Origin of the sequence: Mycobacterium saskatchewanense (genome assembly GCF_010729105.1) — a bacterium.
Taxonomy (GTDB): Bacteria; Actinomycetota; Actinomycetes; order Mycobacteriales; family Mycobacteriaceae; genus Mycobacterium; species Mycobacterium saskatchewanense.
In genome coordinates this window covers 3,838,752-3,865,068 of the sequence record NZ_AP022573.1, presented here as the reverse complement: position 1 = coordinate 3,865,068, position 26,317 = coordinate 3,838,752, and the positions used below count along the sequence as shown (strand labels likewise).

Below are 26,317 nucleotides of genomic sequence, written 5' to 3'. Positions count from 1 at the left end.
GCGGCCGGCCGACTACGCCGACGTGTTGCGCGCGCTGCTCGCCGCGTCCCTTTCGGTCGACGAGCCCTCGTGGGTCAACTGGCCCCCGGCGCTCTCCAGGTGGGCCCGGACGAACCATTGGAACTTCTCCAGGCTCCCCGCCTGGTCGATCAGCAGGTCCTGGGTGACCGGATCGAGTTCCTCGGTCTCCTCGATGCTCTTGCGGATGTCCTCGATGACGCCGGTGTAGACCAGGTCGAGCGCCGCCAGATGCGACTGCACGCAGTCGCGGCCCACCGAATAGTCGTCCCAGGTGCGGTCTTTGATGATCGCGCCGGGCGTCCCCTGCGGGGAGGCACCCAGGGCCGCGATGCGCTCGGCGACATCGTCGGCGAAACCGCGGACCGCATCGACCTGCGGGTCGATCATCTCGTGCACACCAATGAAGTTGGGCCCCACCACATTCCAATGAATGTGCTTGAGGGTGAGGTGAAGGTCGTTGTAGGTGCTCAATTGCTTCTGCAGCAGTTCGGCGAGGCGCGCCCCCTGCTTATCGGTCAAACCCGGGATAGTGAACTGCGTCATCAATCACTCCTGCGTCAAGTCATAACCCTTCCCGCCGCGAATACCCGGGGTCGCGGGAGAGTAATCGTCGGCTCGCGCTCAAATCGAGTGGATGTGCTGCACCGGTAATCTGGCGCCGCGCCGCGGTTCGTAGGCCAGGCCGCTGACTTCGAGCAGCCGGACCACCCGATGGCGATGGGGTCGCATCGGTTCGAGCAGTTCGAGCATGCCGGCGTCGTCCACCGGCCTGCCCAGCAGCGTCCAGCCGATCATCTTCGGCACGTGGTAGTCGCCGACCGACACGGCGTCGGCGTCGCCGAACGCGCGCTGCGCCGTCTCGGCCGCGGTCCAGATCCCAACACCCGGAAGCGACGTCAACGCCTCGCGGGCCTGCGCAGCCGGACGCGACGTCAGCCGTTCCAGCGACGCGGCCCGTTGCGCGCAGGTCACCACCGTCAGCGCGCGCCGCGGATCCACGTTCGCGCGGTGGAATTCCCACGACGGGATGCTCCGCCATGCCTCGGCCGTGGGCGGCACGCGCATCGCGGGTGGAGCCGGTCCGGGTGCGGGCGTCCCGTACTTGGAAACCAGCACCCGCCACGAGCGGAACGCGTCCGCGCCGGGAACGCGTTGCTCGATGATCGCCGGAATCAAGGCTTCGAGGACGAGGCCCGTGCGCCCCAGCCGGAAGTGGGGGACGCGGCGGTGCGCCGCCGCGACGGTCGAGTCGCGCGGCACGAAGTCCGACGCGTCGTCCCCCACACCCAGCAGCGCGGGCAGCCTCTCGAGGAACTCGGGCGCCCCGCTGCCCCACGCCACGCAGTGCGCCGCGTCGGCGGCGGCGCGGCTGATCCGGGCGGTGACGGGACCGCTGGGCAGCAGGCTGACCCGCCAGATCCCGCCGTCACGGGACGCCTGGAAACAGGGATCCCGCGGTCCCCGGCGCAGCGGCGCCAGCGTGGGCCCGAAGCTGACGGCTCCGGGGAATGTGAGAGTGCGCGCGTGCTCAGTCAATCGCCGTCCGCACCGCCCCTCATTGACCGTCAACGATGTCCCAAGACAATATTGCGATGTGGCGACACCCTTCGATGACCCGCAGGGAGAACTGGCGTGGATGTTCCTGGAGAGCATCAGCGAGGGCGGGGACCTGGACGAGGGCTTCGCGCTGCTCAGTGACGACTTCACCTACTGGACGCTGTACACCCGCACGTCGTGCGACAAGGAGACGCTGCGGCGGGCCATCGAGGAACGCAAGCGTGCCCTCGAGGTCACCATCGACCTGCAGGGGTGCGTCAACGAGGGAGACACCGTGGTCGTCGAGGCCCACGCCACCGGCACCACCGCCGACGGCGTGAGCTACGACAGCCCGTTCGCGTGCGTCTTCGAAACCCGCGACGGGCTTATCGTCGCGATGCGGGTCTACAGCGACACCCGCGCCCAGGAGACGGCGCTCCCCGGGTGGCGCCCTTACTGACCGGAGACGCTGATCTCGGCCTTGTTCGGGTAGAAGGCGACGTGACCCGCGATCGCAGCGACGGCCGGGAAGGGCTGCTCGTAGGTCCAGATCACGTCGTCGACGGTGTCGCCGGCCGACGTGGTGACGCTGTAGTAGCTGGCGTCGCCCTTGAACGGGCAGTAGGTGCTGGTGTCCGTCCGCGTCAGCCGCTCCCGGACCACGTCGTTGAACGGAATGTATTGCACCACAGGCAAAGTCGCCTCGCGCAATTCCAGCGCCGCGGTGGTGTCCGCGATCAGCTCGCCGTTGACGCGGACCTGCACCCGCCCCTTGGTCGGCTCGATGGTGATCGGATGCCCGGCGCTGGGTTCCAGAACCTGTCGGTGTGCCATGGTGCTACCTCCTCGAAACGCGGATAAAGCTGTAACGCGCGCCGGCCCGATACGCTTCCCGCCCGACAACTAATCGGCCTGCGCCGCGGCGCCGGTCTGCGCACCCTTCGCGCCCTTCCGGGGGGATTTCATCGCGGCCCAGAATCGGGCCGCCTCCCGGATGGATTCCTCGACCGGGCGCGGGTGCCAGCCCAGCTCGCGGACCGCCTTGCTGTGGTCGACCGGGGCCTCGGCGCGCATCATCCGCACCGATTCCAGGCTGAGCTCGGCGTCTTTGCCGGTGAGCCGCGCCCTCAGGCTGCCCAGCGCGCCCAGGACGTAAAGCACCGGCACCGAGATCGAGCGCCGGGGCGGCGGTACGCCCGCCTCGTCGGCCGCGATCCGCACCACCTCTTTCAGCGGGATCATCCTTTCGCTGATGAGGTAGCGCTCGCCGACCCGCCCGCGCTCGGCGGCCAGGAGCATGGCCCGGGCGGCGTCGTCGACGCCGACGACTTCGAGCTGGATGCCGTTCATCTGGAAGGGCAGCTTGCCGAACACCGCCCCTGCGATGAACGCGCCGTGCGGGGTGCGGCCCCAGTCGCCGCCGCCGTACGTGGTCGACACACACATCGCCACGGCGGGCAGGTTTTGTTCGGTCACGTACCGCATCACCAGGTTCTCGGCCTGCACACGCGACTGCACGTAGGCGCTCAGGCCATGGGAGTCGATGACGTCGTCCTCGGTCGCGACATGGCCGTGCCGCCGGCCCACCGTCGCGTAGGTGCTGGTGAAGACAAACCGGTGCAGGTCGGACTGGACGGCGACGTCGAGCACATTGCGCAGGCCTTCGACATTGGTGCGAAACAGCGGCGAGGGGTCCCGCAGCCAGGCGCGCGTGTCGACCACGCAGTAGTACACGTCGTCCACACCGTCCATCGCCGCACGCACGGCGGCCGCGTCGAACACGTCGCCATGAAACCGGGTCAGCGTGAGGTCGTCGATGGCGCGGGTGTTCGCGGTCGGGCGCACCATCGCCCGCACCTCGAATCCCTCCGACGCGCCCTGGGCGGCGAGCAGCCGGGTCACGTGCGAACCCAGGAAGCCGTTGGCGCCGATGACCAGCTTGGGTTTCGGGGTCACTGCGCTCCTCCGTATTCCTGCATCCAGCGGGCGGCGTCCTCGTCCAGCGTGCCGAGCTCGTGGGCCCTGCGACACCACTTCACGCCGGCCCGCAGGAATCGAAGCGGGTTGTAGATGTCTTCCTGACGGCGCCACTGGCCGTCGCCGGCGTAGGTGACGATGGAGATGTTGGTGGCGCTGATGACGGTGCCGTCGCCCGGGTCCTTCATCGGATTGTCCAGCTCGCAGATGATCCGCCCGGTCGAGTCGTCGATGACCGACCACAACGACGGGAACGCCACCATGTGGCTGCCCGGGAAGGTGGTCATGGTGCGCTGGATCCACTCGCGCACCTCGTCGCGGCCGTGCATGGTGCCCGCCGCGTGCTCGATGTACTCGACGTCCGGCGTGTACTGGGCGACCCACGCCGCCCAGTCCCGGGTTTCGGCGGCCCGGGCCACCGTCTCCTCGAACTTCGCGAAGGCGTCGGCCAGTTCGCGGCGGGAGAATTGTTGAGCCGTCACGCGCGCTCCTTTGCGCCGCTACACGTCATTCGCCGGAGTGTAGCCTGGGCAACGTCGCCGGTTCCTATGGAGGACTTCCGAGGAGGACAGCATGGCAAGCACCCGAAAGGCGATTCTCGCGGGCGGCTGTTTCTGGGGGATGCAGGACCTGATCCGCAAGCAGCCCGGGGTCGTGTCGACCCGTGTCGGGTACACCGGTGGTGACGTGCCGAACGCGACGTACCGCAACCACGGCACGCACGCCGAGGCCATCGAGATCGTCTACGACCCGGCCGTCACCGATTACCGCACGCTGCTGGAGTTCTTCTTCCAAATCCACGACCCCACAACGAAGAATCGCCAGGGCAATGACCGCGGCACCAGCTATCGGTCGGCGATCTTCTATCTCGACGACGAGCAGAAGCGCATCGCCCTGGACACCATCGCCGACGTCGAGGCGTCGGGCCTGTGGCCGGGCAAGGTGGTCACCGAGGTCAGCCCCGCCGGTGACTTCTGGGAGGCCGAGCCCGAGCACCAGGACTACCTGGAGCGCTACCCCACCGGGTACACCTGCCACTTCGTGCGGCCGGGATGGAAGCTGCCGCGGCGGGCCACCGCCTGACGGGCGATCGGGCGCCGCTCAGCGGCGGCGCACCACGATCCGCCCGCCGTCCTTGGGGACGAACGCGACGCCCCGGCCGTGCCAGCGTTCGCCGGGCGCGTCGGTGGTCTCGATGGTGAAGTGCCGCAATACCGTTCGCAGCACGACGTCCATCTCCATGTTGGCGAACGCCGCGCCCACACAGCGGCGGGTCCCGCCGCCGAACGGGATCCAGGACGGCGACGGCTTGTTTCCCAGGTAACGCTGCGGGTCGAACCGCTCGGGATCCGCGAACACGTCGGGGTTGGCGTGTATCTGCCCGATGCCGACGATAATCGAGTGCCCGCGGGGGATCACCCACTCGCCGAGCCGGACAGATTCGGGATAGACGTGGCGTCCGGCCATGTCGATGACGGTCCTGGCCCGCTGGACCTCCAGGATCGTCGCCTGACGCAGTTCGCCGCCACCGGCGTCGGCCTCCTCGACGAGCGCGGCCAGCAGGTCCGGATGCCGGCTGATCCGCTCGAACGCCCACCCCAGTGTGGCGGCGGTGGTTTCGTGCCCGGCCGCCAGCAGCGCCAGCAGCTCGTCGCCGATGTCCTTGCGCGACATGGCCGAACCGTCGTCGTAGGTGGTCCGCAGCAGCATCGCCAGCACGTCGGTGCGGTCGGCGAAATCGGGGTCGGCCCGCTCGGCGTCGATCAGCCTGCCGATGACGGCGTCATATTGGCGCCGCCATTCGGCGAGGCGCCCCCAGGGAGTGAACCGGCCGTAGGTGCGTTTCGGCTTGGGCAGCGACGCCAGGCGCGAGCCCAGGGTCACCCACGGCGGGATCAACCGGCGGAGCTCGTCGAGCTCCGCGCCGTCGGCCCCGAAGACCGCGCGCAGGATCGCGTTGAGGGTGATCCGCATCATGGGCGGCACCGTCGGGAACGCTTCGCCCTCGGGCCAGTCGGCGACCTCGCGCAGCGTCTCTTCCTCGATGATGCTCTCGTACTTCTTCATGCTTTTGCCGTGGAACGGCGGCGCCAGCAACCGTCGCCGGCGGCGGTGGTCGTCGAACTCGAGCGCGAACACCGACCCGGGGCCGAAGAACCTGCTGAGGTTGGGCTGGATGTTGCCGAGCTCGTCGGGACTGGTGGTGAACACCTGCTTGGCCACCTGCGGATCGCCGATCACCACGGCCGGGCCGTAGACCGGCAGGTTGAGCGTGAAGGAGTCGCCGTAGCGGCTGGACAGCCGCTGCATCATCTTGCGTCGCGATGCCGCAAACGCCAGGCCCTGGACCAACTTCGGGAGTCGGACCGAAGGCGGCAGCCGGACGACGGAGGGCGCCTGCGGGGCTGTGGCCAATTCGCTCATCGGTTTGATGCTCCCCATATCTACCCCGATCGAGGGTGGTACCGCGGTGTACCAAGACTTTTGCGTTACGGTACTCTGTGGTACCAAGCCTGGCAAGGTGCCGCACTGACCGAAAGGAGCGCCCGCCGTGACATCCGCGCTGACAGCAGCAGCCGGCGAGACGGTGCTCGGCGATCCCTTCCGGCTCCGGCTGCTCGACGGCCTCGCGAGTTCGATCATCGAGCGGGGGTACCGGGCCAGCACGGTGGCCGACATCGTCCGCGGCGCGCGCACGTCCAAGCGCACGTTCTACGACCAGTTCGCCAGCAAGGAAGAGTGTTTCCTCGAGCTGCTGCGCGCCGACGTCGAGAGGCTCGGGGAGCGCATCGCCTCGTCCGTCGACCCCGAGGCCGACTGGCAGCGGCAGATTCGCCAGGCGGTCGAGGCCTACGTCGGCCATATCGAATTGCGGCCGGCGATCATGCTGAGCTGGATTCGCGAACTTCCCTCGCTGGGCCCCAAGGCGCGGCCGGTCCAGCGCCGGGGCCTGCAGCTGCTGTCCGACCTGTTGATCGCGCTGAGCGCCAGCCCCGGATTCCGTCGGGCCGACCTGCCGCCGCTGACCGCGCCGCTGGCCGTCATCCTGCTGGGCGGCCTGCGCGAACTGACCGCCATGACCGTCGAAGACGGGCGGGCCGTCCGCGAGATCGTCGAGCCCGCGGTGGACGCGTCGATCGCCCTGCTGGGACCCCGATAGGCTCTATCGCAAACCCCTCGACGAATTGGAGACCGCGATGCGGCTGTCGACCCGAAACCAGCTCAAAGGGACCATCACCGAAGTCAGCCTCGGCAGCGTGATGGCGATCGTGAAGGTCCGGCTCGACGGCGGTGACCAGATCGTCACGTCGTCGGTCACCAAGGACGCCGCGCTCGACCTCGGCCTCAAGGAGGGGCAGCCGGCGACGGTGTTCATCAAGTCCACCGAAGTCACGATCGGCGTCGACTAACCGTGCCGTCGACCATGCGCGCCGAGCGCTTCTATGCCGACACCAAAAAGTTTGCGCTGGAAGACGTTCCGATTCCCGAGCCCGGGCCGGGCGAAGTCCTGGTCAAGGTCGCGTTCTGCGGCATCTGCCATTCGGACCTCAGCCTGATCAACGGGACTTTTCCGGCCCAGCAGCCGGTGGTCACCCAGGGCCACGAAGCGTCGGGCACCATCGCGAAGCTGGGTCCGGGCGTGACCGGCTGGGCCGAGGGCGACCGGGTGGTGGTCGCCGCCGGCCGGCCGTGCCAGAAGTGCCCGAATTGCCGCCGTGGCGATGTGGTGAACTGCCTGCGGATTCAGCTGATGGCCTTCGCCTACGACGGCGCCTGGGCGGAATACACCGTGGCGCAGGCGGCGGGGCTGACGCGCGTTCCGGACAACGTGCCGCTGGAGCAGGCGGCGATCCTGGCCGACGCGGTCTCGACGCCGTACGGGGCGGTGGTCCGCACCGGCAAGGTGTCGGTGGGGGAATCCGTCGGCGTGTGGGGCGTGGGCGGGGTGGGGACGCACATCGTCCAGCTCGCCCGGCTGGTCGGCGCGGTCCCGATCGTCGCCGTGGACATCGAACCGGCCGTTCTGGACCGGGCGCTGGAGCTCGGCGCGGATTACGCCTTCAGCTCCCGCGACGACGCTTTGCACGACAAGATCGCCGAGGTCACCGGCGGACGCGGCCTGGACGTCGCGTTCGACGCGGTGGGCCTGAAGGTGACGTTCGAGCAGGCACTCGACTGCCTGGCCGTCGGCGGCCGTCTGGTGGGGGTCGGGATGAGCGCGGAGTCCCCGACCGTCGGCCCGACGGCGTTGTTCGGGTTGACGCACAAGCAGGTGCTCGGCCACCTTGGCTATCAGAACGTCGACATCGAGACGCTGGCGAAGTTGGTTTCGCTTGGCCGCCTTGATCTCTCGCGGTCGATCAGTGAGATCGTCTCTCTGGAGGACCTGCCGCTGGGTATCGAGAAGCTGGAGCGCCGGGACGGCAACCCCATCCGCATCCTGGTCAAGCCCTGAGCGGCGACCCGCCGCGTCTGTACACCCGCCCCGCACCCCACTCCCGCGACACATAAACCACGCACGCGACACGCCGGTGCGAAGCGCGGTGGTTTATGTCTCGTCGCGCAGGACGACCCAGTGGAAGCGTTACGGCGCGTACCGCAGGAAGGCGCGGAGCCGGTCGAGGACCAGGTCGGGCGCCTGCTCGACGATCCAGTGGCCGACCCCGTCGACCAGTTCGACGTCGAAATCCTTGATGCGGTCGGCATATCCGCTCAGCAGGTCGGGAACGAGGACGGGGTCGTCGGTCCCGCTCAGCCACCGCACCGGGACGTTGACGCGGCAGTCGTTGTACTCCCCGCGTAGCCAACGCGCCAGCTCGCGGATCTGGAAGGTTCGGTACCAACGCGAGCCGGCCACGGCATGCCCGGGCTCGCGCATGCACTCGATGTAGAAGCGCACGTCCTCCTCGGGCACCAGGAAGCCGCCGCCGACCCAGGCCGCCAGCGACCGGTAGAACCGGGCCTTCGGGTCGGCGATCAGCCGCGGGCCGATCACCGGCAACAGGATCGGCACCTGGTACCAGAAGCGCCAAAGGTTGCGCAGTAGGGACAGATCGGGCTTCACCCACGGCGCCACGGTGTTCATCCCGAAGTAGCCAGTCACCTTTTCCGGATGGCGCAGCATCATGATGAACGCGATGGGCCCGCCCCAGTCGTGGCCGACCAGCTTCACCGTCGACACGCCGAGGCGATCCAGGACGGCCGCCAGGTCGTCGGCCATGTCGTTCTTGCGATAACTGGACCGGGGAGCCGAGCTCCAACCGGCGCCGCGCAGGTCGGGGCACAGCACCCGGTAGCCGTCGGCGGCCAGCGGACCGATCAATTCGTGCCACTCCCACCAGTTCTGCGGAAAGCCGTGCACCAGCATGACGGCGGAGCCACCCGGCGGACCCGCATCCGCGACATGGATGGTGACACCATCCCCGACATCCACGTATCTATGTTCGACGCCGTCCAGGGCGGGCATAGTCACCATGGTTGAGAACCTAGCGCCCGGTCAGAAACCGTTCGACATAGGGCGCGAAGCGGCCGCGCAGATCGTCCTCGGTCAAGCCGAACATCTCGCACGACGTTTCGACGTTGCCGTGCCGCCCGCGGCGGTGCCCCGCCAGATACTCGTCGATCGCCCTGCGGGCTTCGTTGGTGAGCGCTTCCCCGGCCAGGGCGTAGACCCGCTCGGCCACACCGACTTCGTCGGCCATGAAGTCGTCGAATCGGATGTCGATCGAGCGCTCGGGCCCTATCGTGTCGCGGTCGCGCACGAGCGCGGCGAGCATGTCCGCGAGGCGGTCGGCCCAGGAGGCCGCGATCTGCTCGACGGGCACGGGTGAGCGGTGCATCCGGGCGGAGTAGGTGATCATCGCGATCATCGACAACGCCACCGGGACGGGATCACGGTGGGTGAACACGACAATGCTGCCCGGAAAGACCCGATCCAGCACGGGCACCTGCTCGAGGTGCTGGGGCGACTTGAGCAGCCAGCGGCGGCCCCCACGCAGGAACTGCATCGCCCGGAGTTGTCTGGCGAGGTACTCGTAGTGCGGCGTCTGGTCGTGGGCCTGGTAGTACTCGCGCCAGCGCGGCACGTCGCCGAGCGTCTCGAAGAACATCGTCGAGATGTCGTTGGCGAGCAGTTGGATCTCCTCGTGGACGTGGTCGGTGGTCATCTCGTGCATGAGCGCGAAATGGGGCATCACGGTGTTGATCACCGCCACCGCGACGTCCATCCGCGACCGCCGCGGGTCCGGCTCGACTCCGGCCTCGGCCGGCAAGGGGAACGGCTCGACGCTCTCCCAGTACGGCATGGTGCGGAACGTGGACGGCCCCGCCAGCAGGTTGTGCAGGTGGGTGGTGCCGGTGCGCGGCAGCCCGGCGATCACCACGGGGGGTTGCAGCGCAATGTCGTCGATCTCGGGATGCCGGGTCAACAGGTCGGCCAGCAGCAGCCGATTCTTGAGCAGCTGCAGCAGCTGCCCGTAAAAGTTGACCACGCCCGCCGCGTGCAACCCGTCGATCTCCCGGAGCGCGGCGAGGTAGACGTCGAGCCGCTGCCGGTAATCGTCCGGCCCGAAATCATCCAGGCCGGTGTCGGCGCGGGCCCGCGCGTGTAGCGCGTCGGCGTCCAGCGGGCAGTCCGGCGCCATCGTGGCCATCACATCGAGGATCTGCTGGGCCTCGGGGCTGAACCGCGGCGCGGCCAGGTCGTCGAGCCGGACTCGTTTCACAGGACTTATGTTACTCTGAGTTTCGTAATGGCAGTGGATTTTGGCCGACCCCGCGACCCCCGCATCGAGGGTGCGGTGCTGCGCGCGACGGTGGAGCTGCTCGGCGAAAGCGGCTATTCCGGGCTGTCGGTCGCGGCCATCGCCGAACGCGCCGGGACCAGCAAGCCGGCGATTTATCGGCGGTGGCCGAGCAAGGCCCACCTGGTGCACGAGGCGGTGTTCCCAACCGGCGCCGCCACCGCCATTCCCGACACGGGATCACCCGCCGGCGACCTGCGCGAGATGGTGCGCCGCACGATGGCCCTGCTGACGTCCCCCGCCGCCCGGGCCGCGCTGCCCGGGCTGGTCGGCGAGCTGGCGGCAGATCCCACCCTGCACTCCGCGCTGTTGGAACGGTTCGCCGACGTCATCGCCGGGGGCCTCGCCGACTGGCTCACGAACGCCGCCGCCGCCCGCCAGGTTCGCACCGATCTGACCGGCGCCGAACTGGCCGAGGCAATCGCCGGCATCACCCTGCTGGGCCTGCTGACCCGCCCCACCGGTCTCGACGAGGCGTGGGTCGACCGCACCACCGAACTGCTCCTGAAAGGCATTCGCGCATGACCCACGAGTCGACGGCCGCGTGGCGCAACCTGCTGGAAACACTTGGTGCGCTTGATCACTCGTTCCTCGAGGGCGACCGCGCCGTCACCGACGACCGGCACATCGCCGACGGTTACCGCATGCTGGCCACCACGCTGGGCGTCGCCTTCGACACGTATCTGTTCACCGAGCCCGGCCGGCCCCAGTTCGTGGCGGTCAACACCCCGTTCCGCCGCGACCGCCGGTGGGGCGGTGACAACACCGACGCCTACTACTTCATCTGCCCGGTCGATCCGACGGGGCGCTACCGCATCAACGGCAATCGCGGCGACAGCGTCTACTTCTCGGTCACGGCCTACAACGAACCGACACCGGGCGCGTGGTCGGACCGGGTGATCGCGATCCTCCGCGACACCGACCTCGACATCGACGCCGACGGCAACTTCTCCTTCGAGATCGGGCCCACGCCCGGCGCCGCGGTGCTGATGACGCGGGACTACCAGGCCGATCCGCTGACCGGACGCCCGGTGTCGTGGCGCATCGAGGCGCTCGACGCACCCGGCCCCATCCGGCACGGCGACGCGGAGACCGCCGCACGGCTGCGGGCCGCCGAAACCTGGTTGCGCACCATGTTCGCCATCGTGCCCCTGGCGGTCGGGACGCGGATCGAGGACGAGCGCGCGCTGGGCCACGAGACCGTGCATGCGGCAAACCAATTCGCCGATCCCTATCAGGTACCTGACGCCAACTTCGGCTGGTCGGCGCGCGACGCCTGCTACGCCTACGGCAGTTTCGTGCTCGGCGACGACGAGGCCCTGGTCATCACGCACAGGCCCCCGCGGTGCCGGTTCTGGAACCTGGTGGTGTGGAACCAGTTCATGGCGACCTACGGCGCCTCGGAGGGTCCCGACATTCGCTGCTCGATCAATGGCCACGGCGCGGTGCCCAATGGCGACGGCTCAGTGACGACCGTGCTGTCCCGCGGGATGACGGTCCACCCGAATTCGCTTACCACGCTGGGCTATCCGGGCGGCAACCTGGCGTTCCGGTGGTTTCTGCCCGAGGGGCTGCCGGCGCGCCCGGAGGTGAAGCTTGTGAAGGCGGCCGAGGCTCCGACTACCACCACCTAGCCCGCCGAACGAGGGCCCTACGGTGGTCGCGGTCCGCATCAGCGCACCCCGCGCTCGGCCAGCCTCTTGATCGCCGCGAGGGTCTTGCCGATCGCGCCCTCGAATTCGCGCAGCCGCACGAACACGATCTTCTGCTCCTTGTCGGGCATCGCATCGATCGCCAGCGACAGTCCCGACCGCCCCGGACCCATCTGCATCCAATAGCTCAACGCCGTGCCACCGTCCCTGGGGGCAAGCCGGAACCGCCAGATCGCCGCGGGATTGTCCGCATCGCCGACCGCCCAGGTGAATTCGCGTGGCTTGTCACACACGACGATTCGCGACGTGGTGGTCCATCGCCCGAATGCCTGGTGTTCGTTCTGCCCGATGAAGCGAGCGCCGACGCGGGGGGCGCCGGCGGCGTCCGCCCACTCCACCGCCTGCAGCTCATTGCTCAGGGTGGGCATGAGCTTGATGTCGGAGACCAGGCTCCATACCTTGGCCGGCTCGGCGTCGATCCATGTCGAGGCTTCCACCGTCGGTTTGTCCGCATAGCGCGCGCCGGTCCATTCCACGCCACCATTGTCCCCCGCCGGGGGGCCGCCCGGGCTCAGGCCGCGACGGGCACCTTCTCGGCGGGCGCGTCGGCCGCCTTGCGCACCATCGAGTCGGGAAGGGTGAGCCTGACGATCTTGCGGACCACGGTGCCGAACTGCCGCAGCAGCGGGCCGCGGTTGTAGGGGATCCCGTAGCGTTCGCAGATCTCCTGCACCTCGGGCGCGATGTCGGCATAGCGGCGGGCCGGCATGTCCGGGAACAGGTGGTGCTCGATCTGGTGCGACAGGTTGCCCGAGAGCAGGTGGAAGGTCTTGCCGCCGGTGAGGTTCGCCGAGCCCAGCACCTGGCGGAAGTACCACTGGCCGCGGGACTCGTCCTTGGTCTCTTCGATGGTGAATTCCTGGGTGCCCTCGGGGAAGTGGCCGCAGAAGATGATCATGTAGGCCCACACGTTGCGCACGAGGTTGGCCGACATGTTGCCCGCAAAGACGAACGGCGCGAACGGTCCGGCGAGCAGCGGGAAGGCAACATAGTCCTTCAGGGTCTGCCGACAAGTCTTCTTCCAGATCGCCTTCAGCGTCTGGCGCTTGTCGGCGAGCCTGATCTCGCCGGAGCGGATGCGCTCGGTCTCCAGCTCGTGCAGCGCGACGCCGTACTGGAACAGCACCATGAGCAGGAACGCGTAGACCGGGTTACCCAGGAAGTACGGGCTCCAGCGCTGGTCTTCGCTCATCCGCAGGATGCCGTAGCCGATGTCGCGGTCCATTCCCACGATGTTGGTGTGGGTGTGGTGCATGTAGTTGTGCGAGTGGCGCCATTGGTCGGCCGGGCAAGCGGTGTCCCACTCGAAGTCGCGCCCGGAGATGCCGGGGTCGCGCATCCAGTCGTACTGGCCGTGCATGATGTTGTGACCGATCTCCATGTTGTCCAGGATCTTCGACACGGCCAGCATCGCGGTGCCGGCAAGCCAGGCGGGGGGCAGGAAAAGCAGGGCGCGTCCGCCGGCCTCCAGCGCGCGTTGGGTCTTGATGACGCGGCGGATGTAGTCCGCGTCCTCCTTGCCGAGGTCTGCCATCACGCGTTCCCTGATGGCGTCCAGCTCGCGGCCGAACGCCTCGGCCTGCTCGGGGGTGAGGGTTATCTTGTTCTGAGACATGGGGCTTCTCCTATGCGGATTCGGCTGTCGCTTAGAGGGATAGATCGACGTCGCCGACGGGGACGGACACGCAGATCTGCACGTCCTCGTCGGGGCAGGTGGAGACGGCGCCGGTGGTCAGGTTGCGGACCGTGCCGGCGATCTTGCGTCGGGTGCAGGTGTGGCAGATGCCCATCCGGCATCCGTTTTCGGGAGTGAGGCCGGCCGCTTCGGCTTGCTCCAGCACCGGTCGTCCGTCGTCGATGACGTCGATCCCGCTGTCGGCGAACGTGATTCGTCCTCCGGAGGGGCTCGCCGGAGTCCCGAACGAGGGTGGCACAAAGCTTTCGGTGTGGACGTTGTCGCAGTGTTCCCGGACCGCCTCGACCAAAGGAGTTGGCCCGCAGACGAAGACGATGTCGGGCGCGGGCATGGCGGCGGCCAGGTGTTCGGGCCCGAAGCGGCCGGCGAGGTCGCCCTCGTCCGATCGGGTGTAGCCGTGCAGCACCCGAACGCCGCGCATCGCGTCCAACTCGTCGCGGTAACACGCCTCGGCGGCGGTGCGGGCGTAGTGGACGAACGCGATGTCACCCGGGTGACGCTCGGCGACCAGGGTGCGCAGCATCGACATGACCGGGGTAATGCCACTGCCGCCGGAGACGAAAAGGATTCGGCGCGGCCGCACCGGGGGCAGCGTGAAGTCGCCGCCCGCACCGGTCAGGCCGAGCACCATGCCGCGACGGGCGTGCTCGTAGAGGTGGGTCGAGACGAGCCCTCCGTCGTGCCGACCGATGGTGAGCTCGACGCAGGCGCTTCCCTCGGCGTTGGCCGGCGAGTAACACCGGGTGTACCGGCGACCGTCGATTTCGACCGAGACGTTGACGTACTGGCCGGCCTTGAGGGCGTAACGGGTGGTGAAGCTCTCGTTGGGAGCGAGCGTCAGGGTGACGCTGCGCGGAGTGGTCCGCCGCACGTCGATCACCTTGGCCCGGCCTTCGCCCAGCGTCCACGTGGGCGCGACCAGCTCGGTGTAGCGGTCCACGCCGTGCGGCCCGGTGAGGAGATCGACCAGGTCCGATCCCAGGACTCGCTTCCGGAGAGCGCGCGTAGTTTGAGTGAACATGTGTATACCGTGCTGGGTGATGCCGCCGGTCGTCAAGGGTTTTAGGGGGCTTTGTGGTAGGCTTCACACAGTGAACAGCCGTACTCCTAGCTCACGTTCACGCGCATCTGTTCGCGAGCGCACCCGCGAAAGCCCCTCCCGCGAGGAACGCAAAGAGGCCACGCGCCGTGCGATCATCGCCGCGGCGCTCAAGCTGCTGCAGGACCGCAGCTTCAGCAGCCTGAGCCTGCGCGAGGTGACTCGCGAAGTGGGGATCGTGCCAGCCGCCTTTTACCGGCACTTCGAGTCGATGGAGGCCCTGGGACTGGTCCTGATCGACGAGTCGTTTCGCTCCTTGCGCGACACGCTGCGCGAGGCGCGCGCCGGCAGGCTCGATCCGAACCGGGTGATCGAGTCCTCGGTCGAAATCCTGGTCGCCAGCGTCGCGGACCGCCGCGAGCACTGGCGGCTGATCGCCCGCGAGCGCAACAGCGGCCTGTCGGTGCTGCGCTACGCCATCCGCACCGAGATCCGGCTGATCACCTCCGAGCTCGCCACCGACCTGGCGCGTTTCCCGGGTCTGCACGAGTGGAGCACCGAGGACCTCAACGTCCTGGCGAGCCTCTTCGTCAACGCGATGATCGTGACCGCCGAGGCCACCGAGGACGCGCAGAGCGCCGAGGCCCTGGAAGACATCCGCCGGGTCGCCGTCAAGCAGTTGCGGATGATCGCCATCGGCATCGCCGGATGGCGCAGCAGCCCTTAGACGTGGCCGTCGGCGGCCCTGACAGCGCGCCGCCCATCCGTCATCGCAGTGAACAGTCGAACACTGGCGGCCGCGTCACTCCGTAATTTGCGTGAAGTCGGGCGCGGCGTTCTCATCGACAACCTCGTAGAGCGACTCGCCGTCCTCGGGTGCGCCGTCGATCTGGCCCCGGTGCGCGCGGCCGGGCTGATTGTCCGCGAGCGAGTCGACGGTCTCGTCGGTGTCCGGGGAAACGTCGGGCACTTCTTCGGCCAGCCGAGCGTCCAGGGACTCGCCCTCGCGCTCTTCGCGCGCCGTCACGCCGAATCGGTTGGCTTCGCTCCAGCCCTCGGGCGGGTCGACGACGACGTCGCCGTCGTCGTTGCGAAGTTCGTCGGAGTCGGTGCCTTCGCTCGGGTTCAGGGTGTCGCCCGGTCCGCCCTCTTCGGGGTTTTCGCTCATGGGAAGCGGTTGCCCGCCGGGTCGGTGGCCTAAACGCTTCGGCGGGTCACCGCGGCGTTCGCCACATCGCCCACAGCGTGGGGCCACCGCGGGGCAGCGCGATCTCCTGGGTGACCGTGAAACCGAACCGCTCGTAATACGGCACGTTCTCGGGCTTGCTCGATTCGAGGTAGGCCGGGCAGTACTCGGCATCGCAGCGGTCCAGCCGTGACCGCATCAGGGCCTGCCCGAAACCCTTGCCACGCACCGCCGGATCACTGCCGATGGCGGCCAGATACCAATGCGGCTCCTCCGGATGTTCCCGCTTCATGAGCTCCTGGATGTCCCGCACCTTGCCCGAGCGCAGGCCGAACACGCGCAGGAATTGCGGCATCATCGCCAGCTGCTCGCGGCCCGAATGCCGCCACCGATTTGGCGGATCCCACAGCGCCGCGGCACCGATGCCCGGGCCGTCGCACGCCACCTCCGCGCCCCCGCTGGCCAGGTGGTGGTGGCGGGTCATGGCCGCGAACATCCGTTTCAGATGCGCCGAGCGGGATTTCGCGTCGGGAAGCACCCATGCCATGACCGGGTCATCGTAGAAGGCCCGGCTCATCGTCGAAGACAGCTCACGGATGTCGGACTTGCGCGCCGGGCGCGCCTGCGGGTTCACCTTCGTCAGGCTAGCGGGGTGTGGTGGCTTGCACTGTGGGTACGTTGATGCGATGACCGGCATCTCACGGCGAGCATTCGGGCGCGTGGCCGCCGGCGCAGGCGTGCTCGGAACCGCGGGAGTCGCCGCAAGCTGCGGAAAGCCGGGCGGTGCCACGCCGGCCGCCCCACCACCGCCGGCGGGCAAAGGCATCGGGGTGGTGCTCTCCCACGAACAGTTCCGCACCGAACAGCTCGTCGCGCAGGCCCAGGCCGCCGAGCAGGCCGGCTTCCAATACGCGTGGGCCAGCGACCACATCCAGCCGTGGCAGGACAACGAGGGCCATTCGATGTTCCCCTGGCTGACGCTCGCACTGGTCGGCCACAGCACGAGCCGCATCACCTTCGGCACCGGGGTGACCTGCCCCACCTACCGGTATCACCCGGCCACCGTGGCGCAGGCATTCGCGTCGTTGGCGATCCTCTCGCCCGGCCGCGTATTCCTCGGGGTCGGCACCGGTGAACGCCTCAATGAGCAGGCCACCACCAACTTGTTCGGCAAGTACACCGAACGCCACGACCGGCTGGTCGAGGCCATCACGCTGATTCGCCAATTATGGAGTGGATCGCGAATATCGTTTGATGGCAAATATTTCCAGACGAACGCGCTCAAACTCTACGACACTCCGGCCACAGCTCCGCCGATCTTCGTGGCGGCCAGCGGCCCGAAGAGCGCGACGATGGCAGGTCAATACGGGGACGGTTGGATCACCCAGTCGCGGGACCTGACCGACGCAAAGCTCCTCGCCGCGTTCACCGCCGGCGCACAGGCCGCCGGCCGCGACCCCGCGACCCTGGGCAAGCGCGCCGAACTGTTCGCGGTCGTGGGTGACAACAACGAGGCCGCCCGCGCCGCCGCGCTGTGGCGCTTCACCGCGGGCGCCGTCGACCAACCGAACCCCGTGGAGATCCAGCGCGCCGCCGAGGCGAATCCCGTCGACAAGGTGCTCGGCAACTGGACGGTCGGCACCGATCCCGGCCCCCACATCAGTTCCGTGCAAAGGGTTCTCGGCAACGGCGCCGTCCCGTTCCTGCACTTTCCCCAGGGTGATCCCGTCGCCGCCATCAACTTCTACGGCGCCCACGTCATACCGAAGCTGCACTAGTCCGGCCGGGGAGCGCGGCGCTGCGTCCCCCCGTTTCGCCTCCCGTTTCAAAGACCCGGCTCCGGGTATCCGCAGGCGACTTCGAGTGACAAGCCCAACTGGAAGGCACGGCATGGACGCAATCACATTTCTTCGCCAGGATCACAAGAGTGTGCTCGGTCTGCTCGAGACGCTGGACGGGGCACCGTCGGGAACCGGCGCCGAGGCCAGCGGCCTCGAGACCGTGGTGAACAACCTCGTCATCTCCGAATCGCAGCACGAAGCGATCGAGGAACAGTTCTTCTGGCCCGCGGTGCGCGACGCGATCGGCGACGGAGTCGTCGACGCGGCCCTCGAGCAGGAACAGGCCGGTAAGCAGGTGCTGCAACGGCTCGAAGACGGCAAGCCCGGCGAGCCGGACTACCACCACGCGCTGCAGGAGTTCGTCAAGCTGGGGCGCGAACACATCTCGTACGAGCAGGACGTCGTGTGGCCGCAGGTCGAGGCGGCGATGAGCCGTGCGGAGCTGGAAAAGATCGGCGAAAAGCTGGAAGCGGCAAAGAAAGTCGCGCCGACCCGGCCGCACCCGAACACCCCGCCCAACCCGGCCGTGCTGAAGACGATGGGCATGGGCGCCGCGATCATGGACCACGTGCGTGACGCCTTCACCGGCCGCGCGGACGACAACCCGCCCGATCCCCAGGTCAAGTGAGGACCGAAAGGCCGGGCGTCGGATGACGCCCGGCCTTTTCTGTCTCCAATCAGCTTGTCGGCGTGTGCTGCTCGTGGGTGAAGGGCTTCTCCCCGTGCACGGCCGGCGAGCCGTCCGGGACCCGGTCGGCGCCCTTGTTCTTGCGGGCGTCGCTGCCCAGCCACTCCTTGTCCGGCTTCTCGACGTACCGCCATTCCACGCCCTCGGGCCACGGGCCCTGGCCCTGGTTCCACGGGCCGCGGATCGACTCGCCCCCGCCGTCGGACATGTTGAACGCCACGTTCTGGAAGCGGTCGTCGCCGGGCAGTTGCCCCGGCGGGAAGTTCACCGGAAGCTCGTTGAGCGCGGCGGTGAACTGTTGGTAGTGGGCCACCTCCCGCGTCATCAGGAACGTCAGCGTGTCCTGCACGCCGGGGTCGTCGGTGAACTGCTTGAGGTACTCGTAGACGATCTTCGCCCGGGACTCCGCCGCGATGTTGTTGCGCAGATCCACGGTCGGGTCGCCGTTGGCGTCGATGAAGGCACCCGTCCAGTTGTTGCCCGCGGAATCCTTGACGTCCGGCCCACCGCCGCTGAGGACGAGGAACAACGGGTTGACCGCCACCGAATGCATCAGTTGGTCCCGCCCATCCCCGTTGGACACCAACGGCATCCAGTCACAGCGCTGATTGGCGATGTGCAAGTTGTCGTTGAGCCCGTCGAGCAGCATGGTGATCATCGACCCCACCATTTCGAGGTGGCTGAGCTCCTCGGTGGCAATGTCCATGAACAGGTCGTACATCTTGGGATTCTTCTGGCGTAGCACGAAGGCCTGGGTGAAGTACTGCAACGCGGCGGTCAGCTCGCCGTTGGCGCCGCCGAATTGCTCCATGAGCAGCGACGCGAACCGCGGATCCGGTCGCTCGACCCGGACCTCGAACTGTAGGTCTTTGTTGTGGACGAACATTGGCGCCTTCCTGAGGATCGGGATTGGTCGGGTCGATGGCGGGTACCCGCGGCCTATGCGGGCAAACGTTGCTCGGGGCGCCTACGAGTAGCCGCGTCACCAACCGAAAGCACATGGTGGAGAATCCGATCTCATGGACATTGCGGACCCCAATGCCAAGCACGAACTTGCCCTGCGCATGGCCGAGCTGGTGCGCGAGATCGCTTCGCCCCGACCGCTCGATCAGCTGCTGGCCGACGTCACCGCCGCCGCGGTCGAGGTGATACCGCGCACCGACGTCGCCGGGGTGCTCTTGGTGAAAAAGGGTGGAGAGTTCGAGTCTGTGGCCGACACCGACAGCCTGGCGGCGAAACTGGACAAGCTGCAACACGACTTCGGCGAAGGGCCGTGCGCCGAAGCCGCCCTCCAGGAGACCGTTGTGCGCACCGACGACCTGCGCCGTGAATCGCGCTGGCCGCGCTACGCACCGGCGGCCGTCGAGCATGGCGTGCTGGGCAGCTTGTCGTTCAAGCTGTACACCGCGGACCGTACCGCCGGCGCGCTGAACCTCTTCAGTTTCGAAGCCGGGGCGTGGGACGCCGAAGCCGAGGTCATCGGCTCCGTCTTCGCCGCGCACGCCGCGGCGGCGATTCTGTCCGCGCGCCAGGAGGAGCAGCTGCAGTCGGCGGTTTCGACCCGGGACCGGATCGGTCAAGCCAAGGGCATCATCATGGAACGCTTCGGAGTCGACGACGTCCGCGCGTTCGAGCTGCTTCGCATGCTCTCCCAGGAGAGCCAGGTGAAGCTGGTCGACATCGCCAAGAGCGTTATCGACACCCGGGGCGACGACACCTAGCTCCCTGCGCTTTCGCGGCCGCGCCGCAATCTACGATGGTGTGGCTTTAATCGACGATCCGGTGCGGCGTTGCGCTGGGGAACGGTTGACCACGGTGTGGGACTTCGAAACAGACCCCGAGTACCAGGCGAAGCTGGACTGGGTCGAAAAATTCATGGTCGAGGAGCTGGAACCGCTCGATTTGGTCTCCCTCGATCCCTACGACAAGAAGAACGCCGAGATGATGACCATCCTGCGGCCGTTGCAGCAGCAGGTAAAGGACCAGGGCCTGTGGGCGGCGCATCTGCGGCCCGAGCTCGGCGGCCAGGGGTTTGGACAGGTCAAGCTGGCGCTGCTCAACGAGATACTCGGCCGCTCGCGCTGGGCTCCGTCGGTGTTCGGCTGCCAGGCGCCCGACTCGGGCAACGCCGAAATTCTCGCGTTGTTCGGTACCGAAGAGCAGAAGGCCCGCTACCTGCAGCCGCTGCTCGACGGCGAGATCACCTCGTGCTACTCAATGACCGAGCCACAGGGCGGCTCCGACCCGGGACAGTTCGTCACCACGGCGACGCGCGACGGTGACGACTGGATCATCAACGGCGAGAAGTGGTTTTCCACCAACGCCAAGCACGCGTCGTTCTTCATCGTCATGGCCGTCACCAAGCCCGACGCCCGTACCTACGACAAGATGTCGCTGTTCATCGTTCCGGCCGAGACTCCCGGCATCGAGATCGTCCGCAACGTCGGGGTGGGCGCCGAGTCCTCGAAGCGAGCCAGCCATGGCTATGTGCGCTACAACGACGTCCGAGTGCCGGCCGATCACGTGCTCGGCGGTGAGGGCCAGGCGTTCATGATCGCCCAGACCCGGCTCGGCGGTGGGCGGATCCACCACGCAATGCGCACGATCGCATTGGCCCGCAGCGCGTTTGACATGATGTGTGAGCGCGCGGTGTCGCGCAAGACGAGGCACGGGCGGCTCGCCGACTTCCAGATGACGCAGGAAAAGATCGCCGACAGCTGGATTCAGATCGAGCAGTTCCGGCTCCTGGTGCTGCGCACCGCCTGGCTGATCGACAAGCACCACGACTACCAGAAGGTGCGCCGCGACATCGCGGCCGTGAAAGTGGCCATGCCCCAGGTGCTGCACGACGTCGCCCAGCGCGCCCTGCACCTGCACGGTGCGCTCGGCGTCTCCGACGAGATGCCGTTCGTCAAGATGATGGTCGCCGCCGAGTCGCTGGGTATCGCCGACGGCGCCACCGAGCTGCACAAGATGACGGTGGCCCGGCGCACACTACGTGAATACCAGCCGGTGACAACACCTTTCCCGTCCGCGCACATTCCGACCCGCCGCGCGCAAGCGCAGGCCCGATTGGCCGAGCGGCTGGAACACGCCATCGCCGAGTTCTGACGGGCGCCTGCTGGCCGAACGTCGAGTTCGTGCGCCAATAGCGCCTCTGGCCCGCAACAAGTCGACGGTCGGCCGGCGTCAGGAGACGTAACGGACAATGCTTTCGGCCACGCACGCCGGCTTGGGCGAGCCCTCGATCTCGACGGTGGTCGACATCGTCGCCTGGACGGCGCCGTTGCCGAGGTCTTCGACACCGACCAGCGCGGTCTGTGCGCGCACCCGGGAGCCCACCGGCACCGGCGCGGGGAAGCGAACCTTGTTGAGCCCGTAGTTGATCGCGAGCTTGATCCCGTTGACGGTGTAGATCTGATGCTGCAGCCGCGGCAACAGCGCCAGGGTCATGAACCCGTGCGCGATGGTCGTGCCGAACGGGCCCTTGGCCGCCCGCTCCGGGTCCACGTGGATCCACTGGTGGTCGCCGGTCGCGTCGGCGAACATGTTGACGTCGTCCTGGGTGATGGTCACCCAATCGCTCGCACCGATGGTCTCGCCGGCCACGGCGGCCAGGTCGGCTACTGAGTCGAAGGTGCGCATGGGATGTCCTCTATCGAAGGTGGCGGTGCAGCCTGCACCCTATCGAAGCCCGGCGGGCGGGCGGGTTTCGCGGTCCCCTCAACGGGAATCCTTATCCAACGCTGACGCGGGAGGAAGAAACGTGGGAGAGAACAAGGGCTTCAAGAGCGAGGAAGACGTCGAGCCCGAGGCGCACCAGACGCGGTCGCGCGCGGCCGAGGGCGAGAATGACGGCAGCTACGTGGGCGCTGCCGGCTCGGACGATACTTTCGACGCGGGTGAATCGGGCGCCGAGGCGCGCAGCGAACGAGGCTGACTCCGCCAACGCAGAATGACGCCGGCGCAGAATGGTGCTGTGAGGCTGTTGTTGATCGCCGACACCCACGTCCCCAAGCGCGCCCGCAACCTGCCACAGCAGGTGTGGGACGAAGTCACGGCCGCGGACGTGGTGATCCACGCCGGGGACTGGGTGGCGCCCGAATTGCTCGACGAGCTCGAGGCGAGGGCATCCCGATTGGTGGCCTGCTGGGGAAACAACGACGGCCCGGCGCTGCGGACGCGGCTTCCGGAGCGGGCGGACGTCACGCTGGGCGGCGTGCGCCTCACGGTGGTGCACGAGACCGGCGCCGCGGGCGGCCGCGAAGCGCGAATGTCGCGGCTGTATGCCGACTGTGACGTCCTGGTGTTCGGGCACAGTCACATCCCCTGGGACACCACGACCGGCACCGGATTGCGGCTGTTGAACCCGGGATCGCCGACGGATCGCCGCCGGCAGCCCTTCTGCACGTACATGACCGCGAACGTCGCCGGCGGGGCGCTGGGCGACGTGGTTCTGCACCGCCTCGACAAGTAGCTGCTACCTAAGCTGCGCACAGCTTCTACCCATAAATAGCTCGCCTACAGAGGTATTCTTGGTGGGGTGAAGCCACGCACCGACCTGGTCACCGACGTGTTCCGTGTGGTGGGCAGATTCCGTCGTCAGCTCCGCAGGTCGGCCGGCCGCGCGTTCGACTCGTCGCGGCTGACCGAGGCACAGGCGGAGTTGCTGTGGCTGGTGGGCAGGCAGCCGGGCATCTCGGTGAGCGCCGCGGCCGCCGAACTCGGGCTGAAGCCCAACACCGCCTCGACGCTGGTGTCGAAGCTGTCCTCCGGCGGGCTGCTGCTCCGGACGGTTGCGGACACGGACCGCAGGGTCGGCCAGCTGCGCCTCGCCGAGCCCGCCCAGCAGGTCGCCGACGCGTCTCGGGCCGCGCGGCGCGCCCTGCTGGCCGAGGTGCTCTCCGAGCTCGACGGTGAGCAGATCGAATCGTTGACAAAAGGATTGGAGGTCATCGACACAATGACCCGCAAACTGCAGGAGCGACAGTCATGAGCGGTTCGCTGCCGCTGGCGGTCGACGCCAGGAACCTCACCCACCGCTACAACCAATTCACCGCCGTCGACGACGTGACGTTGCAGGTTCGGCCCGGCGAGACCATGGGCCTGCTCGGGCCTAACGGCGCCGGGAAGACGACGATGGTGCGGATGCTCACCACGCTCACCCCGGTGCAGCACGGCGAATTGCGCATCTTCGGCATGGACGCCCGGCGCGAGACCACGGACATTCGAAGCAACATCGGCTATGTGCCGCAACAGCTATCGATCGAGCCGGCGCTGACGGGCCGCCAGAACGTGGAGTGGTTCGCCCGGTTGTACGGAGTCCCCCGAGCCCACCGCGCCGACCGCGTCGACGAGGCCCTGGCCGCCCTGGAATTGCTCGAGGTGGCCGACCGGATGGCCGCCACCTACTCGGGCGGTATGGTCCGCCGGCTGGAAGTGGCTCAGGCGCTGGTCAATCGCCCGTCGTTGCTGGTCCTGGACGAACCGACGGTCGGCCTGGACCCGATCGCGCGCGACGGTGTCTGGACGCAGGTGCAGAAGATGCAGTCGCAGTACGGCATGACCGTCCTGCTGACCACGCATTACATGGAAGAGGCGGACACGCTGTGCGATCGGGTCGCGCTGATGCACCGCGGCCGGCTGCGCGCCGTGGGAACGCCCGACAAGTTGAAGTTGACCGTCTCGGCGCGCGCCACGCTCGAGGATGTCTTCCGCCACTACGCGGCGTCCGGCCTGCACGACGACCCGTCACCGGAATCCGCCGGCGGGATCCGCGAAATCCGTTCCGCCAGAAAGGTTGCCCGCCGTGTCGGTTGATGCCAGCCTCCCCGTCCTGCCGGGCACCCTGGTCCGCTCGCCGCGCGGGTGGCGGCGCGTCGGCGCCACCATGAGCCGGGTCGCGGCGTTCGCCATCGTCGAACTGCAAAAGCTGCAGCACGATCGAACCGAACTCGTCACCCGCATGGTGCAGCCGGCGTTGTGGTTGTTGATCTTCGGCACCACGTTCAGCCACCTGCACGTCATCGACACCGGCTCCGTGTCGTACCTGGCGTTCCTGGCCCCGGGCATCATCGCGCAGTCGGCGCTGTTCATCTCGATCTTCTACGGCATCCAGATCATCTGGGATCGCGACGCCGGCGTGCTCGCCAAGTTGATGGTCACACCGGCGCCAGCATCCGCCCTGATCACCGGCAAGGCGTTCGCGGCCGGCGTGCGGTCGGTCGCGCAGGTCGTCGGCGTCCTGGTCCTGGCCTACGTCATGGGCGTCGGACTCACCGTCAACCCGTTGCGGGTGTTGGCCGCCATGGGCATCGTCATGCTCAGCGCCGCGTTCTTCGCGTGCCTGTCGATGACGCTGGCCGGGCTGGTGCGCAGCCGCGACCGGCTGATGGGAATCGGGCAGGCGATCACGATGCCGCTGTTCTTCGCCTCCAATGCCCTCTACCCAGTCAACGCGATGCCCGCCTGGCTGCGCGTGTTGAGCACTGTCAACCCGCTCAGCTACGAGGTCAACGCCCTGCGCGGCCTGCTGATCGGCGCTCCCTTCAACCCGCTGGACATCGTGGTACTCGTGGTGGCCGCCGTGCTCGGAATCGGCACGGCGTCAACGCTGTTGCGCCGCCTCGTGTCGTAGGGACGCTCGGCGCCGACCGACCCCGGGCCGAGGCCCAATCGTTAGGCAACCGCGACATCGCACTCCGGCCGCGACAGTCGAGGCGCGCGCCGCCACTGTGTTTCACTGCCTCCGAAGAGATTCGACCGCACCATGCGGCAGATGATGGATGGGTAGGGAAGCGATGTCGTTCTTCAAAGAGTTGCGAAAGCTGCACGGCGGGGCGGCAACCATGCCGCGCCGGCTGGCCATCGCGGCGACGGGGGTCGCCCTGTTGTCCGGTCTCGTCGGCATCGTCGGCGGCTCGGCTACCGCGGGGGCATTCTCGAAGCCGGGGCTGCCGGTCGAATACCTGGAGGTGCCGTCACCGTCGATGGGCCGCAACATCAAAGTCGAGTTCCAGGGTGGGGGGCAGCACGGGGTCTACCTGCTCGACGGCCTCCGGGCGCAGGACGACTACAACGGCTGGGACATCAACACCCCGGCGTTCGAGGAGTTCTACCAGTCCGGGCTGTCGGTGATCATGCCGGTGGGCGGCCAGTCCAGCTTCTACAGCAACTGGTACCAGCCGTCGTCGGGGAACGGGCAGAACTACACCTACAAGTGGGAAACCTTTCTGACCCAGGAAATGCCCGCGTACCTACAGGCGAACAAGAACATCTCGGCCGCCGGCAACGCCGCGGTGGGCCTGTCGATGTCGGGCGGCTCGGCGCTGATCCTGGCGGCGTACTACCCCCAGCAGTTCCCCTACGCCGCCTCGCTGTCGGGCTTCCTCAACCCGTCCGACGGCTGGTGGCCGACCCTGATCGGCCTGGCGATGAACGACTCCGGCGGCTACAACGCCAACGCCATGTGGGGCCCGTCGTCCGACCCGGCGTGGAAGCGGAACGACCCCATGGTGCAGATACCCCGCCTGGTGCAGAACAACACGCGCGTCTGGGTCTACTGCGGAAACGGGACACCCAGCGACCTCGGCGGCGACAACATGCCGGCGAAGTTCCTGGAGGGGATGACGCTGCGGACCAACGAGCAGTTCCAGAACACCTATGCGGCCGCCGGTGGACGCAACGGCGTGTTCAATTTCCCGCCCAACGGGACGCACTCGTGGCCCTACTGGAACCAGCAGCTGGTGGCGATGAAACCCGACATCCAGCAGGTGCTCCTCGGCAGCAACAACGCCGCCTAGGCGCGAGCACGCACAA

At 67.8% G+C, this 26,317-nt stretch carries 33 protein-coding genes; 18 read left to right on the top strand and 15 right to left on the bottom strand.

The genetic code is table 11. The features are described 5' to 3' along the window. Positions 1-12: 12 nt before the first annotated feature. Both G6N56_RS18225 and G6N56_RS18220 read right to left on the bottom strand, forming a co-directional pair. Entirely contained in the window at positions 13-564 is a 552-nt protein-coding gene (locus tag G6N56_RS18225) for a Dps family protein (RefSeq protein ID WP_085254346.1), read from the bottom strand. A 78-nt stretch (positions 565-642) separates the two neighbouring features. Beyond that, entirely contained in the window at positions 643-1,557 is a 915-nt protein-coding gene (locus tag G6N56_RS18220; RefSeq protein WP_085254345.1) for a DNA-3-methyladenine glycosylase family protein, read from the bottom strand. A 58-nt stretch (positions 1,558-1,615) separates the two neighbouring features. Here G6N56_RS18220 and G6N56_RS18215 point away from each other — a divergent pair, with 58 nt between their 5' ends. Further along, positions 1,616-2,017, top strand: coding sequence for a nuclear transport factor 2 family protein (locus G6N56_RS18215; protein WP_085254344.1), 402 nt, complete (start codon positions 1,616-1,618; stop codon positions 2,015-2,017). Here G6N56_RS18215 and G6N56_RS18210 read toward each other — a convergent pair. The 3 genes from G6N56_RS18210 to G6N56_RS18200 form a co-directional block, all read right to left on the bottom strand. Beyond that, positions 2,011-2,391 carry a DUF427 domain-containing protein gene (locus tag G6N56_RS18210; RefSeq protein ID WP_085254343.1) on the bottom strand — a complete coding sequence of 127 codons (381 nt, stop codon included), beginning with the start codon at positions 2,389-2,391 and terminating at the stop codon, positions 2,011-2,013. The two genes, G6N56_RS18215 and G6N56_RS18210, sit on opposite strands and share 7 nt — an antisense overlap. A gap of 69 nt (positions 2,392-2,460) precedes the next feature. Beyond that, positions 2,461-3,513: an NAD-dependent epimerase/dehydratase family protein gene (locus tag G6N56_RS18205; RefSeq protein ID WP_085254342.1), complete on the bottom strand. Its 1,053-nt coding sequence runs from the start codon at positions 3,511-3,513 to the stop codon at positions 2,461-2,463. Further along, positions 3,510-4,016 carry a nuclear transport factor 2 family protein gene (locus G6N56_RS18200; protein WP_085254341.1) on the bottom strand — a complete coding sequence of 169 codons (507 nt, stop codon included), beginning with the start codon at positions 4,014-4,016 and terminating at the stop codon, positions 3,510-3,512. The genes G6N56_RS18205 and G6N56_RS18200 overlap by 4 nt, the downstream gene beginning before the upstream one ends. A gap of 91 nt (positions 4,017-4,107) precedes the next feature. Between G6N56_RS18200 and msrA the strand changes: the two genes are divergently transcribed. Beyond that, positions 4,108-4,617, top strand: coding sequence for a peptide-methionine (S)-S-oxide reductase MsrA (gene msrA, locus G6N56_RS18195; RefSeq protein ID WP_085254340.1), 510 nt, complete (start codon positions 4,108-4,110; stop codon positions 4,615-4,617). 18 nt (positions 4,618-4,635) lie between these two features. Here the strand turns inward: msrA and G6N56_RS18190 are convergent, their stop codons facing one another. Further along, positions 4,636-5,958, bottom strand: coding sequence for a cytochrome P450 (locus G6N56_RS18190; protein WP_085254440.1), 1,323 nt, complete (start codon positions 5,956-5,958; stop codon positions 4,636-4,638). A gap of 139 nt (positions 5,959-6,097) precedes the next feature. Between G6N56_RS18190 and G6N56_RS18185 the strand changes: the two genes are divergently transcribed. Genes G6N56_RS18185 through G6N56_RS18175 form a run of 3 tightly spaced genes read left to right on the top strand, consistent with a single transcriptional unit; the run spans position 6,098 to position 7,990 of the window. Continuing rightward, complete coding sequence (locus G6N56_RS18185; protein ID WP_085254439.1) at positions 6,098-6,694, top strand: TetR/AcrR family transcriptional regulator; 597 nt, start codon at positions 6,098-6,100, stop codon at positions 6,692-6,694. Positions 6,695-6,731: 37 nt separating this feature from the next. Next, positions 6,732-6,944: a TOBE domain-containing protein gene (locus G6N56_RS18180; protein ID WP_085254438.1), complete on the top strand. Its 213-nt coding sequence runs from the start codon at positions 6,732-6,734 to the stop codon at positions 6,942-6,944. A 2-nt stretch (positions 6,945-6,946) separates the two neighbouring features. After that, positions 6,947-7,990 carry a zinc-binding dehydrogenase gene (locus tag G6N56_RS18175; RefSeq protein ID WP_085254339.1) on the top strand — a complete coding sequence of 348 codons (1,044 nt, stop codon included), beginning with the start codon at positions 6,947-6,949 and terminating at the stop codon, positions 7,988-7,990. 129 nt (positions 7,991-8,119) lie between these two features. Here the strand turns inward: G6N56_RS18175 and G6N56_RS18170 are convergent, their stop codons facing one another. Both G6N56_RS18170 and G6N56_RS18165 read right to left on the bottom strand, forming a co-directional pair. Then, positions 8,120-9,010, bottom strand: a complete 891-nt coding sequence (locus G6N56_RS18170; RefSeq protein ID WP_085254338.1) for an alpha/beta fold hydrolase — start codon at positions 9,008-9,010, stop codon at positions 8,120-8,122. Positions 9,011-9,020: 10 nt separating this feature from the next. After that, the gene (locus tag G6N56_RS18165) at positions 9,021-10,187 is read right to left on the bottom strand and encodes a sulfotransferase family protein (RefSeq protein WP_232069358.1); all 1,167 of its coding nucleotides are present in this window, start codon (positions 10,185-10,187) and stop codon (positions 9,021-9,023) included. Positions 10,188-10,286: 99 nt separating this feature from the next. On the opposite strand from G6N56_RS18165, the gene G6N56_RS18160 reads away from it, so the two are divergent. Continuing rightward, positions 10,287-10,862, top strand: coding sequence for a TetR/AcrR family transcriptional regulator (locus G6N56_RS18160; protein ID WP_085254437.1), 576 nt, complete (start codon positions 10,287-10,289; stop codon positions 10,860-10,862). Then, a complete protein-coding gene (locus G6N56_RS18155; RefSeq protein WP_085254337.1) occupies positions 10,859-11,971 on the top strand; it encodes a DUF1214 domain-containing protein in 1,113 nt (370 codons plus the stop codon). The genes G6N56_RS18160 and G6N56_RS18155 overlap by 4 nt, the downstream gene beginning before the upstream one ends. A gap of 38 nt (positions 11,972-12,009) precedes the next feature. On the opposite strand, the gene G6N56_RS18150 is transcribed toward G6N56_RS18155, so the two are convergent. From G6N56_RS18150 to G6N56_RS18140, 3 genes are read right to left on the bottom strand one after another with little or no spacing between them, the layout of a single operon-like run. Then, positions 12,010-12,525: an SRPBCC family protein gene (locus G6N56_RS18150; RefSeq protein WP_085254336.1), complete on the bottom strand. Its 516-nt coding sequence runs from the start codon at positions 12,523-12,525 to the stop codon at positions 12,010-12,012. A 35-nt stretch (positions 12,526-12,560) separates the two neighbouring features. After that, complete coding sequence (locus G6N56_RS18145; RefSeq protein ID WP_085254335.1) at positions 12,561-13,664, bottom strand: fatty acid desaturase family protein; 1,104 nt, start codon at positions 13,662-13,664, stop codon at positions 12,561-12,563. 31 nt (positions 13,665-13,695) lie between these two features. Further along, a complete protein-coding gene (locus G6N56_RS18140) occupies positions 13,696-14,766 on the bottom strand; it encodes a ferredoxin reductase (protein WP_085254334.1) in 1,071 nt (356 codons plus the stop codon). 70 nt (positions 14,767-14,836) lie between these two features. On the opposite strand from G6N56_RS18140, the gene G6N56_RS18135 reads away from it, so the two are divergent. After that, the gene (locus tag G6N56_RS18135; protein WP_085254333.1) at positions 14,837-15,511 is read left to right on the top strand and encodes a TetR family transcriptional regulator; all 675 of its coding nucleotides are present in this window, start codon (positions 14,837-14,839) and stop codon (positions 15,509-15,511) included. Positions 15,512-15,586: 75 nt separating this feature from the next. Here the strand turns inward: G6N56_RS18135 and G6N56_RS18130 are convergent, their stop codons facing one another. Both G6N56_RS18130 and G6N56_RS18125 read right to left on the bottom strand, forming a co-directional pair. Further along, positions 15,587-15,952, bottom strand: coding sequence for a hypothetical protein (locus tag G6N56_RS18130; protein WP_085254332.1), 366 nt, complete (start codon positions 15,950-15,952; stop codon positions 15,587-15,589). Between the two features lie 46 nt (positions 15,953-15,998). Next, positions 15,999-16,604 carry a GNAT family N-acetyltransferase gene (locus G6N56_RS18125; protein WP_085254331.1) on the bottom strand — a complete coding sequence of 202 codons (606 nt, stop codon included), beginning with the start codon at positions 16,602-16,604 and terminating at the stop codon, positions 15,999-16,001. Positions 16,605-16,656: 52 nt separating this feature from the next. On the opposite strand from G6N56_RS18125, the gene G6N56_RS18120 reads away from it, so the two are divergent. Both G6N56_RS18120 and G6N56_RS18115 read left to right on the top strand, forming a co-directional pair. Beyond that, positions 16,657-17,748, top strand: a complete 1,092-nt coding sequence (locus G6N56_RS18120) for a F420-dependent hydroxymycolic acid dehydrogenase (protein ID WP_085254330.1) — start codon at positions 16,657-16,659, stop codon at positions 17,746-17,748. A 112-nt stretch (positions 17,749-17,860) separates the two neighbouring features. Continuing rightward, positions 17,861-18,439, top strand: coding sequence for a hemerythrin domain-containing protein (locus G6N56_RS18115; protein WP_085254329.1), 579 nt, complete (start codon positions 17,861-17,863; stop codon positions 18,437-18,439). Between the two features lie 49 nt (positions 18,440-18,488). On the opposite strand, the gene G6N56_RS18110 is transcribed toward G6N56_RS18115, so the two are convergent. Beyond that, positions 18,489-19,385: a manganese catalase family protein gene (locus G6N56_RS18110; protein ID WP_085254328.1), complete on the bottom strand. Its 897-nt coding sequence runs from the start codon at positions 19,383-19,385 to the stop codon at positions 18,489-18,491. Between the two features lie 133 nt (positions 19,386-19,518). On the opposite strand from G6N56_RS18110, the gene G6N56_RS18105 reads away from it, so the two are divergent. Together G6N56_RS18105 and G6N56_RS18100 are read left to right on the top strand one after the other, a co-directional pair. After that, positions 19,519-20,220 (top strand): GAF and ANTAR domain-containing protein, encoded by a 702-nt coding sequence (locus G6N56_RS18105; RefSeq protein WP_085254327.1) that lies wholly within the window; start codon positions 19,519-19,521, stop codon positions 20,218-20,220. A gap of 94 nt (positions 20,221-20,314) precedes the next feature. Then, positions 20,315-21,610, top strand: a complete 1,296-nt coding sequence (locus G6N56_RS18100; protein WP_085254435.1) for an acyl-CoA dehydrogenase family protein — start codon at positions 20,315-20,317, stop codon at positions 21,608-21,610. 78 nt (positions 21,611-21,688) lie between these two features. Here the strand turns inward: G6N56_RS18100 and G6N56_RS18095 are convergent, their stop codons facing one another. Next, complete coding sequence (locus G6N56_RS18095; protein ID WP_085254326.1) at positions 21,689-22,144, bottom strand: MaoC family dehydratase; 456 nt, start codon at positions 22,142-22,144, stop codon at positions 21,689-21,691. A gap of 121 nt (positions 22,145-22,265) precedes the next feature. Here G6N56_RS18095 and G6N56_RS28460 point away from each other — a divergent pair, with 121 nt between their 5' ends. The 6 genes from G6N56_RS28460 to ag85C all read left to right on the top strand — a co-directional run bounded on the left by G6N56_RS28460 (position 22,266) and on the right by ag85C (position 26,301). Next, complete coding sequence (locus tag G6N56_RS28460; protein WP_169717514.1) at positions 22,266-22,439, top strand: hypothetical protein; 174 nt, start codon at positions 22,266-22,268, stop codon at positions 22,437-22,439. A 39-nt stretch (positions 22,440-22,478) separates the two neighbouring features. Continuing rightward, positions 22,479-22,976: a metallophosphoesterase family protein gene (locus tag G6N56_RS18090; RefSeq protein ID WP_085254434.1), complete on the top strand. Its 498-nt coding sequence runs from the start codon at positions 22,479-22,481 to the stop codon at positions 22,974-22,976. Positions 22,977-23,042: 66 nt separating this feature from the next. Next, a complete protein-coding gene (locus tag G6N56_RS18085; protein ID WP_180150359.1) occupies positions 23,043-23,495 on the top strand; it encodes a MarR family winged helix-turn-helix transcriptional regulator in 453 nt (150 codons plus the stop codon). Further along, positions 23,492-24,319 carry an ATP-binding cassette domain-containing protein gene (locus G6N56_RS18080; protein WP_085254324.1) on the top strand — a complete coding sequence of 276 codons (828 nt, stop codon included), beginning with the start codon at positions 23,492-23,494 and terminating at the stop codon, positions 24,317-24,319. The genes G6N56_RS18085 and G6N56_RS18080 overlap by 4 nt, the downstream gene beginning before the upstream one ends. A gap of 70 nt (positions 24,320-24,389) precedes the next feature. Then, on the top strand, positions 24,390-25,136 hold the full coding sequence (locus tag G6N56_RS18075; protein ID WP_232069357.1) for an ABC transporter permease: 747 nt from the start codon (positions 24,390-24,392) through the stop codon (positions 25,134-25,136). 163 nt (positions 25,137-25,299) lie between these two features. Further along, positions 25,300-26,301 (top strand): diacylglycerol acyltransferase/mycolyltransferase Ag85C, encoded by a 1,002-nt coding sequence (ag85C, locus tag G6N56_RS18070; RefSeq protein WP_085254432.1) that lies wholly within the window; start codon positions 25,300-25,302, stop codon positions 26,299-26,301. Positions 26,302-26,317: the final 16 nt, after the last annotated feature.